The sequence below is a fragment of the Rhodosalinus halophilus genome, assembly GCF_003298775.1.
GTDB lineage: Bacteria > Pseudomonadota > Alphaproteobacteria > Rhodobacterales > Rhodobacteraceae > Rhodosalinus > Rhodosalinus halophilus.
In genome coordinates this window covers 230222-243305 of record NZ_QNTQ01000002.1, presented here as the reverse complement: position 1 = coordinate 243305, position 13084 = coordinate 230222, and the positions used below count along the sequence as shown (strand labels likewise).

The following is a 13084-nucleotide window of genomic DNA, read 5'->3' as shown; positions in this document are numbered from 1 at the left end:
CCCTGACATCAGGAGAGAACACGCATGTCTGCAAAGGACGTGAAATTCGAGACGAACGCTCGCGACAAGATGCTCAAGGGCGTCAACACGCTCGCGGACGCGGTAAAGGTCACGCTCGGCCCCAAGGGCCGCAACGTGGTCCTTGAAAAGTCCTTCGGCGCGCCGCGCATCACCAAGGACGGCGTCACCGTCGCCAAGGAGATCGAACTCGAGGACAAGTTCGAGAACATGGGCGCGCAGATGGTGAAGGAAGTCGCCTCGCGCACCAATGACGAAGCGGGCGACGGCACCACCACCGCCACCGTTCTGGCCCAGGCCATCGTCAAGGAAGGCATGAAGGCCGTGGCCGCGGGCATGAACCCGATGGACCTCAAGCGCGGCATTGACTCGGCCTGCGACAAGGTCGTGAACCACATCAAGTCGGCCGCCCGTCCCGTCGAGGGCTCGGACGAGGTCGCGCAGGTGGGTACCATCTCGGCCAACGGCGAGGCGGAGATCGGCCGCATGATCGCCGACGCGATGCAGAAGGTCGGCAACGAGGGTGTGATCACCGTCGAAGAGAACAAGGGCATGGAGACCGAGGTCGAGGTCGTCGAAGGCATGCAGTTCGACCGCGGCTATCTCTCGCCCTACTTCGTCACCAACTCCGAGAAGATGGTGACCGAGCTCGAGGACTGCATGATCCTGCTGCACGAGAAGAAGCTCTCGTCGCTGCAGCCGCTGGTGCCGCTCCTCGAGCAGGTGATCCAGAGCCAGAAGCCGCTCCTCATCATCGCCGAGGATGTCGAGGGCGAGGCGCTGGCCACGCTGGTGGTCAACAAGCTGCGCGGCGGCCTCAAGGTCGCGGCGGTCAAGGCGCCCGGCTTCGGCGATCGCCGCAAGGCCATGCTGCAGGACATCGCGATCCTGACCGGCGGCCAGGTGATCTCGGAAGATCTCGGCATGAAGCTCGAGAACGTCACCATGGACATGCTCGGCCAGGCCAAGAAGGTCGACATCACCAAGGACGAGACGACCATCGTCGACGGTGCCGGCGACAAGAGCGAGATCGAGGCGCGCGTCAGCCAGATCCGCCAGCAGATCGAGGACACCACCAGCGACTATGACCGCGAGAAGCTCCAGGAGCGCGTGGCCAAGCTCGCCGGCGGCGTCGCCGTGATCCGCGTCGGCGGCATGACCGAAGTCGAGGTCAAGGAGCGCAAGGACCGCGTGGACGATGCGCTCAACGCGACCCGCGCCGCGGTGCAGGAAGGCATCGTCGTGGGCGGTGGCGTCAGCCTCGTGCAGGGTGCCAAGGCGCTCGAGGGCTTCACCGGCGACAACCCGGACCAGAACGCCGGCATCACGATCGTGCGCAAGGCGCTCGAGGCGCCGCTGCGTCAGATCGCCGAGAACGCCGGTGTCGACGGCTCGGTCGTCGCGGGCAAGATCCGCGAGTCGGACGACCTCAAGTTCGGCTACAATGCGCAGACCGAGGAATACGGCGACATGTTCAAGTTCGGCGTGATCGACCCGGCCAAGGTGGTGCGCACCGCGCTGGAAGACGCCGCCTCCGTCGCCGGTCTGCTCATCACCACCGAGGCGATGGTCGCCGACAAGCCCCAGAAGGAAGGCGCCGGCGCCGGTGCCGGCGGCGGCATGCCCGACATGGGCGGCATGATGTAAGATCGTCCGAACGGACGGCTTTCCGGGGGGCCGCGGCAACGCGGCCCCCTTTTTTCGTGCGGTGCCCTTTGATCGCGCGCAAGGCCCCTGACACAGTCGGGCGATATCTTCGGTGGCGTGTCGGTGTGAGGGGATCCTTCGATGATTCGGATATTCGTGACGATATTGGCGCTGGGCCTTGCCGGCGGCGCGGTGGCGCAGTCGGAGGACAGCGTCGCGCAGGACGTGGGCGGCGACGTCTTCACGGCCGGACAGACAGTGCGGCATGTGGCGGAGGGCGCCGACGACCTTCTCATGGCGGGAGAGACCGTGGAAAGCGCCGCGGCGCTGGGCGGCGACGCCATGATCGCGGGCCGCAACGTCGAGGTGACCGCACCGGTCGGGGGGGACGTCTATGCCGCCGGCATGTATGTGACGCTCGTCGCGCCCGTATCGGGCGACGCCTCGCTGCTGGGCTACCGGATCGAGACGGGCGAGATCGGCGGCGACCTGCGCGCCACCGGCTCGGAGGTGCGGATCGAGGGGCCGGTCGCGGGCTACGCCGCCGTCACCGCCGAGCGGGTCGTGCTGGAGGCCGAGGTGGCGGGCGAGATGCATGTCGCCGCGCGCGAGATCGAGTTCGGCCGCAACGCCCGGATCGGCGGGCATCTCTTCCTCTACGAGGCCGAGGGCGAGGCGGCGGAGGTGCCGGCAAGCGTGATCGCCGCGGATCGCATCACCCGCCGCGAGGTCGAGGAATGGGAGCCGCCGATGGAGGAGTTCCAGCCGATCGACGCGGGCCGGGTGCTTGCGAGCTTCATCGCGGGGATCATCGGGCTGACCGCGCTCGCCACGCTCGTCGCGGCGCTGATCCCGGAGTCGCTGGCCGAGATGCGCCGGCGCCTGCTGGCCGCGCCCTTCGGCTCGCTCTGGATCGGCTTTCTGGGCCAGTCGGTTATTGTGGGCGCCATGGTCGTCTTCGCCTTCACCATCATCGGCATCTTCGCCATCCCCGCCTTCGTGCTGCTCGCCATGGTCGCCGGGATCGCGGGCTATGTCGTGGGCGTCTATTCCTTCGGCGTGGGGCTTCTGATGGCCTTCGGGCGGCCCGAGCCCGGCAGCATCGGGCAGAAGGCGCTCTCGGCCGGCGTGGGCGCGCTGGTCGCGGGGATCATCGGCGCGATCCCCTTCCTCGGCTGGCTCTTCGTGCTGGCGCTCTCGCTCGCGGGGCTGGGCGCCATCGTGGAAAAGCTCTTCCGTCCCCGTTTCCTGGGCCGGACGAGCTATTGACGGCACGTTCCGCGCGCGGGGGGCTTCTGCCCGGGGCCGGGGCTGTCTATCTCGGCTCCATGCGCCGTCTCGCCGCCCTCGCGCTGCTGCTGATCCTGCCCGCCGCGGCCCCGGCGCGCGCGGAGTGCGTGGTCCTGCTGCACGGTCTGGCGCGTTCCGAGGCGTCCTTCGTTCTGATGGAGACCGTGCTGCAGGCCGCGGGCTACCGCGTCGTCTCGCCCGGATACGAATCGACCCGCGCGCCGGTCGAGGATCTGGTGGGCGACGTGCTGCCCCGCGCGCTGTCGCGCTGCGGCGACGAGCGGGTCCATTTCGTCACGCATTCCATGGGCGGAATCCTGCTGCGCGTCTGGGCGGAAGAGCATCCTCTCCCCGAGGGCAGCCGCGCCGTCATGCTCGGCCCGCCCAACCAGGGCACGGCGCTCGTGGATGCCCTGGGCGGGCTCGAGCTCTTTCAGTGGCTCAACGGCCCGGCCGGCGCGCAGATGGGCACCGACGATCTGCCCGGCAGCCTGCCGCCCGTGGGCTTCGAGCTGGGCGTCATCGCCGGCGACCGGTCGCTCAATCCCTTCTTTTCGGCGATCATCGACGGCCCCGACGACGGCAAGGTCGCGGTCGCCGCGACCCGGGTCGCGGGGATGGACGACCACATCGTCCTGCCGGTCACGCATACCTTCATGATGAACAGCCCGCTGGTCATCGCGCAGGTTCTGACCTTTCTCGAAACCGGGCGCTTCGACCCCGGCATGGGGTTCGGCGACGCGGTGCTGAAGCTGCCCGAGGCCTGTGTCGCGCCGGTCTGCGGGCCACCGGCGGGCGGGCGGTGACACCGCTCGTCCTGACCGGCGCCGACGTGCTGCGCGCGGGGCGCCTCGCGCGCGACGTCCTCGCCGTCTCCGGCGGTCGGATCGTCGCTGATCCGCCGACGGGGGCGCGGCGGGTCGACCTGTCGGGCTTTCGCCTGCTGCCCGGAATCGTCGACGCGCACGGAGACGGTTTCGAGCGGCATCTCGCGCCGCGCCGCGGCGCGATGGCGGACCTGGGCGCGGGGCTCGATGCGGCCGAGGCCGAGCTCGCGGCGAACGGGATCACCACGGCGGTGCTCGCGCAGTTCTGGAGCTGGGAAGGGGGCATGCGCGCGCCCGCTTTCGCCCGCCGGGTGCTTGCGGCGCTTGACGCTCGGGCGGAAGAGGGCACCGACCTGCGCGCGCAATTGCGGTTCGAGACGCACATGCTGGACGACTACGCCGATTTCGAGGCGGCGGTTGCAGCGCATCGGGTGGCCTACGTCGTCTTCAACGACCACTTGCCGCACGCGCGCCTCGCCGAGGGGCGCAGGCCGCCGCGCCTGACCGGCCAGGCGCTGAAGTCGGGCCGCAGCCCCGAGGCGCATCTTGCCCTCATGCAGCGGCTGCACGCACGCGGCTCGGAGGTGCCCGCCGCGCTCGACGCGCTGGCCGCGCGGCTGACCGCGCGCGGGATGCTTCTGGGCAGTCACGACGACCGCACTGCCGAGGATCGCGCGCTCTGGCGCGCGCGCGGCGTGCGGATCGCCGAGTTTCCCGAGACGCGCGCGGCGGCCGAGGCGGCTGCGAGCGCAGGCGACGCGGTGGTCATGGGCGCGCCCAATGTCGTGCGCGGCGGCTCGCACGACGGCAAGGTGGCGGCAGCGGATCTGGTGGCCGACGCGCTCGTGACGGCGCTTGCCTCCGACTATCACTTTCCGGCGCTGAAACAGGCGGCGATGCTGCTCGCTCCGCGCCTTGGCCTGGCGGCGGCCTGGGCGCTGATCTCGGAGCGGCCGGCCGCGATGCTCGGGCTCGCCGATCGCGGGCGGCTTGAGCCGGGGATGCGGGCCGACCTTGTGGTTCTGGACACGGCCGGGCGGGTCGGCGCGACCTTCGCCGACGGCGTGCCGCGCTACATGGCCGGAGAGGCCGCAGCGCGTTTCCTGATGTGACGGCCGCCCGTCCGGGCGCTCCTCGCGAAGAGGCCCGTCAGGACCGATGAGCGGGCCCCGTCACCCGATTCACATGCCCCATCTTGCGACCAGGGCGGGCCGTTCCCTTGCCGTAGAGGTGGATCGAGACCTCGGGCTTGCGGGCGAGCTCCATCACGCCTGCGACCTCCTCTCCGATCAGGTTTTCCATCACCACGTCCGAATGCCGCGTCCCGTCGCCCAGTGGCCAGCCCGCGATCGCGCGGATGTGCTGCTCGAACTGGTCCACCGCGCAGCCGGCCTGCGTCCAGTGCCCCGAATTGTGTACCCGCGGCGCGATCTCGTTGACCAGGAGACCCTGCGGCGTGACGAAGAGCTCGACGCCCAGAACGCCCGCGTACTCCAGCGCGTTCAGGATCTTCCCGGCGATCAGCGCCGAATCCGCCCGCTCCCAGGCGCTCAGCCGGGCCGGCACCGTGGTCCGGCGCAGGATGCCGTCCCGGTGCGCGTTCTCGCCGGGGTCGTAGGCGGCCACGTCGCCGGCGAGATCGCGCGCCGCGATCACGCTGATCTCGCGCGTGAACTCCACCACCCCCTCCAGGATGGCCGGCGCGCCCTGCATCGCGGCCAGCGCCGCATGGGCGTCCTCTGCCCGGTCGATACGCGCCTGGCCCTTGCCGTCGTAACCGAGCCGGCGGGTCTTGAGGATGGCCGGCAGCCCGATCTCTGCCAGCGCGAGGGCGAGCTCGCCGTCGTCGGCCACCGCCGCGAAGGGCGCCGTGGCAAGGCCGAGGTCGGCGAGAAAGGTCTTCTCCGTCAGCCGGTCCTGGCTCACCGACAGTGCGCGGCGCGACGGGCGTACGGGCGCCTCCGCCTCCACGGCGTCGAGCGCGGCCTCGGGGACGTTCTCGAATTCGTAGGTCACCACCGCGCAGGCGCGGGCGAAGGCCGTGAGCGCCTCGGCGTCGTCCCAGCCCGCGGTGGTGACCGCATGGGCCAGATCCCCGGCCGGCGGCTCGGGCGCCGGGTCGTAGATGCGACAGCGGTAGCCTAGCCGCCCGGCGGCCACCGAGAGCATCCGGCCCAGCTGTCCGCCGCCGAGAATGCCGATCACCGAGCCCTGCGGGAGCGGGTCACTCATCCTGCGGCACCTCCGGGATCGCGGCGGAGAGCTCTTCGCGCCAGCGCTCGAGCCGCTCGGCCAGCGCCGGATCGCCCAGCGCGAGGATGCCTGCCGCCATCAGCCCCGCGTTCGCCGCGCCTGCCGCGCCGATCGCCATGGTCGCCACCGGAAAGCCGCGCGGCATCTGGACGATGGAATAGAGACTGTCCACGCCCCTGAGCGCGCGGCTCTCGACCGGCACGCCGATCACGGGCAGGCGGGTCTTGGAGGCCATCATGCCCGGCAGATGCGCGGCCCCGCCGGCACCCGCGACGATCACCTTCAGCCCGCGCGCCACGGCGGTGCGGCCGTAGTCCCACAGCCTGTCCGGTGTGCGGTGTGCCGAGACGATGCGCGCCTCGTAAGGCACCTCCAGCGTCTCCAGCAGCGTCGCGGCCTCCTTCATGGTCGCCCAGTCCGACTGGCTGCCCATGATGATGCCCACTTGCGGCTCCGGCATGCGCTCCTCCGCGGCTAGAGCCGTGCACTATAGAGACCGGCATGCCGGGCGCAACGGCCGGGGCTCACGCGATGATGTCGGGATAGAGGAGATCCTCGATATAGGCGATGCGGTCCTTGAGCTGGAGCTTCTTCTTCTTGAGCCGCTGGAGCGTGAGACGGTCGGCCGTGCCCCGCTCCTGCAGCGCCGCGATCGCTTCGTCGAGGTCGCGGTGCTCGCGCCGGTAGACCTCCAGCTCGTGGCGGAGAACCTCCTCGGTTTGCATCGACAGATCGCTGGGAGCGTTCATTTCAACCATCTTCCCTGTTGCGCGCGGTCACAGGATACCGCACCGCCGCTGCCCGGCAAAGACCTTGCGCGGGGTAGGACACGCCCCCATATTTCCGCTGTGCGCGGTCGCCGGAACGGGGCCGCGCAGCGGACTGTCGCTTGTGCAAAGGACGTGTCGATGAGCAAGATGGGATTGGGGGGCCACCCCCATATGCTGGGCTTCGACCAGCTGGAGCAGCTGCTCGAACGCTCCGCGAAGTCGGGCAACGACGGATACCCTCCCTACAACATCGAGCAGACTTCGGACTGTTCGTGGCGCATCACCCTCGCTGTCGCGGGGTTCTCGGAGGACGATCTCGCCATCACGGTCGAGGATCGCCAGCTCGTGATCCGCGGGCGGCAGGGCGACACCGGCGAAGACCGCGTCTTTCTCCATCGCGGCATCGCCGCCCGGCAGTTCCAGCGCAGCTTTGTCCTGGCCGACGGAGTCGAGGTGGGCGAGGCGGTGCTCGAGAACGGGCTTCTGCATATCGACCTGGCGCGCGAGCGTCCCGAGAACGTGGTGCAGACGATCAGCATCAGGAAAGGGGGAGCGTAATGGATACCAGATTCGATTTCGGCGGCGCCGACGACCAGAGGATCGTCTACGTCCGCCCCGTGAAGGTGGCCGATCTGCCCGAAGAGGTGCGTGAGCAGGCGAGCGGCATCGACACGCTCTATGCGGTGCATAACGCCGAGGGCGAGCGCCTCGCGCTGGTGCGCGACCGGCGGCTGGCCTTCGTGCTGGCGCGGCAGAACGACCTGGCACCCGTCACGGTGCACTGACGAAAGCAATCGAGGATACTCAGGCCGACAGGGTGTCGTGCCGGAGTTGCGGCTTCCGACCCGTCACTATTCGGCAGGCACTGCACGGGACGCCTCGGTCTCGGAACCTTCGCGATTGATTTCTGGCGGCGTGCGCCGGTAGGCGCGCGGCGTCAGGGCGTAGGTCAGTTGCGAGGTCAGGGTGGGCGCGATCGGGTCGTGCACGCCGAGGCGCCCCTCGTGTGGTCCTGGAACGTAGTGGGTGCCGAACGCCCGGTCGAAGACCGAGAACACCGTGGCGAAATTCTTGTCGAAGGCGCGTTCGTCGGCCGAATGGTGCCAGCGGTGCATTGCCGGCGACACGAAGATCCGACCAAGCGGCCCGTAGGTCCACGGCAGGTCTGCGTGTATGAAGCTGCCGTAGTAGTGCCGAACGAGATAGTTGGCGACGACGGCGAAGGGTGGAAGGCCCATCAGGATCAGCACGCTCGCGTCGATGAAGAAGGTGCTGCAGCGGTTGATCGGGTGGAAGCGCTCAATGGCTGTCCAGGTCATCTGGGTGTCCGAATGATGCACCGCATGCGCGGGCCATAGCAGCCGCGTATGCTCCAGCCGGTGACGCCAGTAGGCGGTGAAGTCGCCAATGAACACGGCGGCAAAGATCACGGCCGCCGGGTGCATCCGGTCCCAGGCTGAGGCGGGAACTAGCACGAGACCGTGCGCCGCACTGAAGTTCGCCAAGGCCTGTCCCGCCATGGCGATCAGTGGAACCACGAAGACCAGGTTGAACGCCATGAGCTGAAGGTTCAGGCTGGCCTCGCGCAGCGCGCGCCTGATGTCGCCGGCCAGCCGGCGTCTCTTGACCGCGAGGCCGAGCAGCAAGAAGAAGAGTGCCGGCCAGACGAGGCCCTTCGCGGCGATGATGAGGCTCGCCAGGCTCTGCACCAGGAACTCCTGTAGAGTCGCGATCACGGCCCTCTCCTTCCACCACGTTCGCCTGATTGCGCGTCTTCTCAGACAAACCCGGCAAAATCATGGCCAGTCACGACCGTCGGGACGCACTGATGCAGGGCTGCAACGGGAAAGGGCGCCGGTGGTCCGTCGCCCTCCGTTTCATGGTGGCGCTTTCGGCCGGCAGCCGCGCCGAAGCCGGCGCTCAGCCCGCGATGAGACCCATCGACTCGAGCTTGAGCAGCACCTGGTGGGCGCAGTTGTCCACGTCCACGCCCTCGGTGTCGACGCGCAGCTCGGGGGCCTCGGGCACGTCGTAGGGGTCGGATATGCCGGTGAACTCCTTGATCTTGCCCTCGCGGGCGAGCCGGTAGAGCCCCTTGCGGTCGCGCCGCTCGCATTCCTCGAGGCTGGTGGCGACATGGACCTCGACGAAGGCGCCGTATTGCTCGATCTCCTCACGCACGGCGCGCCGGGTGGCCGCGTAGGGCGCGATGGGCGCGCAGATCGCGATGCCGCCGTTCTTGGTGATCTCGCTGGCGACATAGCCGATGCGGCGGATGTTCAGGTCGCGGTGCTCCTTGGAAAAGCCGAGTTCGGAGCTGAGGTTCTTTCGCACGATGTCCCCGTCGAGCAGCGTCACCGGGCGGTCGCCCATCTCCATCAGCTTGATCATCAGCGCGTTGGCGATGGTGGATTTGCCCGAGCCGGAGAAGCCCGTGAAGAAGACAGTGAAGCCCTGCTGCGAGCGCGGCGGGTAGCGCCGGCGGAGTTCCGACACGACCTCGGGGAAGGAGAACCAGTCGGGAATCTCCAGCCCCTCGCGCAGACGGCGCCGCAACTCGGTGCCCGAGATGTTGAGCACCGTCGCGCCGTCCTCGATCTCGTCGGCGGCCTCGTATTGCGCGCGGTCCTGGACGTAGACCATGTGTTTGAAATCGACCATCTCGATGCCGATTTCGTCCTGGTGCTTGCGAAAGAGCTCCTGCGCGTCATAGGGGCCGTAGAAATCCTCGCCCTGCGAATTCTTGCCCGGGCCGGCATGGTCGCGGCCGACGATGAAATGGGTGCAGCCGTGGTTGCGCCGGATGATGCCGTGCCAGACGGCCTCGCGCGGGCCGGCCATGCGCATGGCGAGGTTGAGCAGCGACATCGTCGTGGTCGCCGAGGGATACTTGTCCAGCACCGCCTCGTAGCAGCGCACGCGGGTGAAGTGATCCACGTCGCCGGGCTTGGTCATGCCGACGACGGGATGGATCAGCAGGTTCGCCTGCGCCTCGCGCGCGGCGCGGAAGGTCAGTTCCTGGTGCGCGCGGTGCAGGGGGTTGCGCGTCTGGAAGGCGACGACGCGCCGCCACCCCAGCTTGCGGAAGCGCGCGCGCAATTCGTTCGGCGTGTCCCGCCGCGCCTTGAAGTCGTAGTGCACCGGCGGCTGGATGCCGGTCACGGGGCCGCCGAGATAGACGCGGCCCGCCGCGTTGTGCAGGTAGTTCACCGCGGGATGGGCGGCGTCATCCGCACCGAAAACCATCTCGGCCTCGCGCGCCTTGTCCGGCACCCATTTGTCGGTGACGGTCATCGTGGCGAGGATCACGCCCTCCTGGTCGCGCAGCGCGATATCGTGGCCCGGCTCGATTGTCTCGGCGAAGGCGTCGGAGACGTCGAGCGTGACGGGGATCGGCCAGAGGGTGCCGTCGGCCAGCCGCATCCTGTCCACGACCGAGTCGTAGTCTGCCTGCCCGAGGAAACCCTTGAGCGGATGGAAGCCGCCGTTCATCAGCAGTTCCAGGTCGCAGGTCTGCCGCGGGCTGAGATCCCAGCTCGGCAGATCCGCCGCCTCGGCCTTCAGTTTCTGCGCGCTTTCGAACGAGACGTAGAGTTCCGGCAGAGGGACGAGGTTTTCGGTCATGGGGGCTCTGGTTACGTGCGGTTGGAGGTCGGAGAGCGCTTTCGCGCGCGCTCTCTGGCCCGGCGCGCGGCCGGATGCAAGCGCGAGATCGCGACTTGTTGCCGCCGCGCCACGACGGTTGCACGCGGACTATTCGGCCGCCTGCGCGCCCTCGGCCACGCCCTGTTCGGCAAGGAACTTTTCGGCGTCGAGCGCGGCCATGCACCCCATGCCGGCGCTGGTCACCGCCTGCCTGTAGATGTGATCGGTGATGTCGCCGGCGGCGAAGACGCCCGGAATCGAGGTGCGCGTGCTGCCCGGCTCGACCTTGACGTAGCCGCCGTGGTGCGTCTCGAGCACATCCTTGACGAGCTCGTTGGCCGGCGCGTGCCCGATGGCGATGAAGACGCCCTTCGCCGGAATCTCGGTGATCTCGCCCGTGCGCACGTCCTTGACCCGCACACCCTCGACACCGAGCGGATCCTCGGTCCCCACAACCTCGTCCAGCGTGTGGAACCAGAGCGTCTCGATCTTCGGGTTACGGAAAAGCCGCTCCTGGAGCACCTTTTCCGCGCGCAGCTCGTCGCGGCGGTGGATGAGCGTGACCTTCGAGGCGAAGTTGGTCAGGAAGAGCGCCTCCTCGACGGCGGTGTTGCCGCCGCCCACCACGACGATCTCCTGCCCGCGGTAGAAGAAACCGTCGCAGGTCGCGCAGGCCGAGACGCCGAAGCCCTTGAACTTCTCCTCCGACGGCAGACCCAGCCATTTCGCCCGCGCGCCGGTGGCAAGGATCACCGCGTCGGCGGTGTAGGTGGCGCCGCTGTCGCTCTCGGCCACGAAGGGACGGGTCTGCAGGTCGAGCGAGGTGATGATGTCGCTCACGATCTCGCAGCCCACGGCGCGCGCGTGGGCCTCCATGCGCACCATCAGGTCCGGGCCCTGCACTTCGGTGTCGCCGGGCCAGTTCTCGACCTCGGTGGTCGTGGTCAGCTGCCCGCCCGGCTCGATCCCCTGCACGAGAAGCGGCTCGAGCATGGCGCGTGCGGCGTAGACCCCGGCGGTGTAGCCAGCCGGGCCGGAGCCGATGATCAGAACCTTGGTGTGCCGTGTCTCGCCCATGGCGCCCTCCACTTATTCGAGGCCGAGCATATATGCCAACCGCGGCCGCGGAGAAAGCCCCGCGGCGGGGACGGCGGCATTGCGTCTCGTGCAAGCCGGGCGTCGCGGCTAAGAATATTGCGCTGCAGCGAAACTTTATTGCGCGCGCTCAGGTTGTTGCTATAAGAACCGCAAAACGAGGGGAGGGCAGGATGCCGGGTTCGCGGCTCGATCCGATCGACCGGAAGATTCTCGCAGAGCTCCAGGCCGACGGCCGGATGACGAATGTCGAACTCGCGCGCCGGGTCGGGATCTCTGCGCCCCCCTGTCTGCGCCGCGTCCGCACGCTCGAGGAGCAGGGATACATCAAGGGCTACCACGCCAGGGTGGACGCGCGCGAGCTCGGCTTCGAGGTGCAGGTCTTCGTCATGGTGGGGCTCGTCAGCCAGGCCGAGGCCGACCTTGTCGCCTTCGAGGACCGGTGCCGCGCCTGGCCGCTCGTGCGCGAGTGCCACATGCTCAACGGCGAGGTGGACTTCATCCTCAAGTGCGTGTCGCCGGATCTCTCCACTTTCCAGAGCTTCCTCACCGGAGAGCTCACCGCGGCCGAGAACGTCGCCAGCGTCAAGACTTCCCTCGTGATCCGCGCGGCCAAGGAGGAACCCGGCGTGCCGTTCGACGTGCTCGAGGACCGGCTGAGCCGGTCGGCCTGACGCTCAGGCGGCGGTGAGCCGGGCGAGCGTCTCGCCCGAAACGCGCGGCCAGGCCAGCGCGCCGAACCCGGCGAAACTGGTCAGATGCGGGAAGAGCGACAGGAAGCGCGCGCGCAGGCTCGGGTCCAGGATGTCGGCGGTCCGCAGCCCGGGGTGGAAGCTCTCGACCGCGAGGCCACCCGCGTCGAAGGCGCAATGACGCGCCAGCAGGATGTGGTAGACGCGCACGCTGCTGGGCGGCGTCACCTGGATCACCGTCTCGCCGTCGCGGAAATCGGCCAGCGGGGTCAGCACCTCCGCCGCGCCGGTCAGCGGCATGAGCTCCGGGCGTGCATGCAGGATGCGCGCCGCCGGGCCGGCCAGAACGTCCGCGGCGGGCCGGCCGAGGCCGAATGCCTCGGGCATCACACGGGTGAGCGACGGCGTGGGCTGCGCGCCGCCGGCGACCAGCGTCGAGCCGATCCAGAGAACCTGCTCGCTCCGCCCGCCCGCGCAGCAGAGCGCGTCGCCCGGCATGAGATCCTCGACGGCGACCGGGCCCGCGGTGGTGCGCAGGAGCGTACCGCGTGCGATCGCGCCGGCCGCCTCCAGGAACAGCGGATGGTCGGGGACCGTGTGCTTTCTGACATCGATGCTGCCGTCAGGAAGCAGAGAGGCGGCCTCGATCCCGCGCGAGAGAGAGGAATCGCATCGAGGCCGCCCGTCCGGCTGAGCAAACCGACCCGCCCGGGCCGGTTCGGATAAATTGTAGCCCGCGGACAAGGCGCGGATCGTGTGGGTCGACATGTGAGCACCCGAACAGGTTGATCACATCCGTGCCGGCCCCCACCAGCGACGCCAGACATGTCTGCGTTGCCTTCGTTGG

Annotated in this window: 14 protein-coding genes; 7 read left to right on the top strand and 7 right to left on the bottom strand. The window is 69.0% G+C overall.

The features are described from left to right. Positions 1–24 precede the first annotated feature (24 nt). The 4 genes from groL to DRV85_RS03265 all read left to right on the top strand — a co-directional run bounded on the left by groL (position 25) and on the right by DRV85_RS03265 (position 4894). Positions 25–1665, top strand: coding sequence for a chaperonin GroEL (gene groL / locus DRV85_RS03280; protein WP_113288007.1), 1641 nt, complete (start codon positions 25–27; stop codon positions 1663–1665). 141 nt (positions 1666–1806) lie between these two features. Next, entirely contained in the window at positions 1807–2934 is a 1128-nt protein-coding gene (locus DRV85_RS03275; RefSeq protein WP_147238803.1) for a DUF8173 domain-containing protein, read from the top strand. Between the two features lie 59 nt (positions 2935–2993). Beyond that, a complete protein-coding gene (locus DRV85_RS03270; protein ID WP_113288075.1) occupies positions 2994–3761 on the top strand; it encodes an alpha/beta hydrolase in 768 nt (255 codons plus the stop codon). Further along, positions 3758–4894: an alpha-D-ribose 1-methylphosphonate 5-triphosphate diphosphatase gene (locus DRV85_RS03265; RefSeq protein WP_113288005.1), complete on the top strand. Its 1137-nt coding sequence runs from the start codon at positions 3758–3760 to the stop codon at positions 4892–4894. The genes DRV85_RS03270 and DRV85_RS03265 overlap by 4 nt, the downstream gene beginning before the upstream one ends. A gap of 37 nt (positions 4895–4931) precedes the next feature. Here the strand turns inward: DRV85_RS03265 and DRV85_RS03260 are convergent, their stop codons facing one another. From DRV85_RS03260 to DRV85_RS03250, 3 genes are all read right to left on the bottom strand, one after another. Continuing rightward, on the bottom strand, positions 4932–6014 hold the full coding sequence (locus DRV85_RS03260; RefSeq protein WP_113288004.1) for a 5-(carboxyamino)imidazole ribonucleotide synthase: 1083 nt from the start codon (positions 6012–6014) through the stop codon (positions 4932–4934). Then, positions 6007–6495, bottom strand: a complete 489-nt coding sequence (gene purE / locus DRV85_RS03255) for a 5-(carboxyamino)imidazole ribonucleotide mutase (protein WP_113288003.1) — start codon at positions 6493–6495, stop codon at positions 6007–6009. Before purE ends, DRV85_RS03260 begins: the two co-directional genes overlap by 8 nt. A 64-nt stretch (positions 6496–6559) precedes the next feature. Then, positions 6560–6784, bottom strand: a complete 225-nt coding sequence (locus DRV85_RS03250) for a YdcH family protein (RefSeq protein ID WP_113288002.1) — start codon at positions 6782–6784, stop codon at positions 6560–6562. 159 nt (positions 6785–6943) lie between these two features. Between DRV85_RS03250 and DRV85_RS03245 the strand changes: the two genes are divergently transcribed. Beyond that, the gene (locus DRV85_RS03245) at positions 6944–7363 is read left to right on the top strand and encodes an Hsp20 family protein (RefSeq protein WP_113288001.1); all 420 of its coding nucleotides are present in this window, start codon (positions 6944–6946) and stop codon (positions 7361–7363) included. Continuing rightward, positions 7363–7590, top strand: coding sequence for a DUF1150 family protein (locus tag DRV85_RS03240; protein WP_113288000.1), 228 nt, complete (start codon positions 7363–7365; stop codon positions 7588–7590). The genes DRV85_RS03245 and DRV85_RS03240 overlap by 1 nt, the downstream gene beginning before the upstream one ends. Positions 7591–7656: 66 nt before the next feature. On the opposite strand, the gene DRV85_RS03235 is transcribed toward DRV85_RS03240, so the two are convergent. From DRV85_RS03235 to trxB, 3 genes are all read right to left on the bottom strand, one after another. Continuing rightward, positions 7657–8541: a sterol desaturase family protein gene (locus DRV85_RS03235; RefSeq protein WP_199525792.1), complete on the bottom strand. Its 885-nt coding sequence runs from the start codon at positions 8539–8541 to the stop codon at positions 7657–7659. 184 nt (positions 8542–8725) lie between these two features. Further along, a complete protein-coding gene (locus DRV85_RS03230) occupies positions 8726–10429 on the bottom strand; it encodes a bifunctional sulfate adenylyltransferase/adenylylsulfate kinase (protein WP_113287999.1) in 1704 nt (567 codons plus the stop codon). 129 nt (positions 10430–10558) lie between these two features. Continuing rightward, positions 10559–11527 (bottom strand): thioredoxin-disulfide reductase, encoded by a 969-nt coding sequence (gene trxB / locus DRV85_RS03225; protein ID WP_113287998.1) that lies wholly within the window; start codon positions 11525–11527, stop codon positions 10559–10561. A 191-nt stretch (positions 11528–11718) separates the two neighbouring features. Here trxB and DRV85_RS03220 point away from each other — a divergent pair, with 191 nt between their 5' ends. Next, positions 11719–12219 carry an Lrp/AsnC family transcriptional regulator gene (locus DRV85_RS03220; protein WP_113287997.1) on the top strand — a complete coding sequence of 167 codons (501 nt, stop codon included), beginning with the start codon at positions 11719–11721 and terminating at the stop codon, positions 12217–12219. A gap of 3 nt (positions 12220–12222) precedes the next feature. On the opposite strand, the gene DRV85_RS03215 is transcribed toward DRV85_RS03220, so the two are convergent. Continuing rightward, entirely contained in the window at positions 12223–13005 is a 783-nt protein-coding gene (locus DRV85_RS03215) for a Hint domain-containing protein (RefSeq protein WP_113287996.1), read from the bottom strand. Positions 13006–13084 lie beyond the last annotated feature (79 nt).

Excerpts from the sequence above, each read along its gene's own strand:
- groL (WP_113288007.1), top strand. The coding sequence starts at position 25 with ATGTCTGCAAAGGACGTGAAATTCGAGACGAACGCTCGCGACAAGATG.
- DRV85_RS03275 (WP_147238803.1), top strand. The coding sequence starts at position 1,807 with ATGATTCGGATATTCGTGACGATATTGGCGCTGGGCCTTGCCGGCGGC.
- DRV85_RS03270 (WP_113288075.1), top strand. The coding sequence starts at position 2,994 with ATGCGCCGTCTCGCCGCCCTCGCGCTGCTGCTGATCCTGCCCGCCGCG.
- DRV85_RS03260 (WP_113288004.1), bottom strand. The coding sequence starts at position 6,014 with ATGAGTGACCCGCTCCCGCAGGGCTCGGTGATCGGCATTCTCGGCGGC.
- purE (WP_113288003.1), bottom strand. The coding sequence starts at position 6,495 with ATGCCGGAGCCGCAAGTGGGCATCATCATGGGCAGCCAGTCGGACTGG.
- DRV85_RS03250 (WP_113288002.1), bottom strand. The coding sequence starts at position 6,784 with ATGAACGCTCCCAGCGATCTGTCGATGCAAACCGAGGAGGTTCTCCGC.
- DRV85_RS03245 (WP_113288001.1), top strand. The coding sequence starts at position 6,944 with ATGAGCAAGATGGGATTGGGGGGCCACCCCCATATGCTGGGCTTCGAC.
- DRV85_RS03240 (WP_113288000.1), top strand. The coding sequence starts at position 7,363 with ATGGATACCAGATTCGATTTCGGCGGCGCCGACGACCAGAGGATCGTC.
- DRV85_RS03230 (WP_113287999.1), bottom strand. The coding sequence starts at position 10,429 with ATGACCGAAAACCTCGTCCCTCTGCCGGAACTCTACGTCTCGTTCGAA.
- trxB (WP_113287998.1), bottom strand. The coding sequence starts at position 11,527 with ATGGGCGAGACACGGCACACCAAGGTTCTGATCATCGGCTCCGGCCCG.
- DRV85_RS03220 (WP_113287997.1), top strand. The coding sequence starts at position 11,719 with ATGCCGGGTTCGCGGCTCGATCCGATCGACCGGAAGATTCTCGCAGAG.
- DRV85_RS03215 (WP_113287996.1), bottom strand. The coding sequence starts at position 13,005 with ATGTCGACCCACACGATCCGCGCCTTGTCCGCGGGCTACAATTTATCC.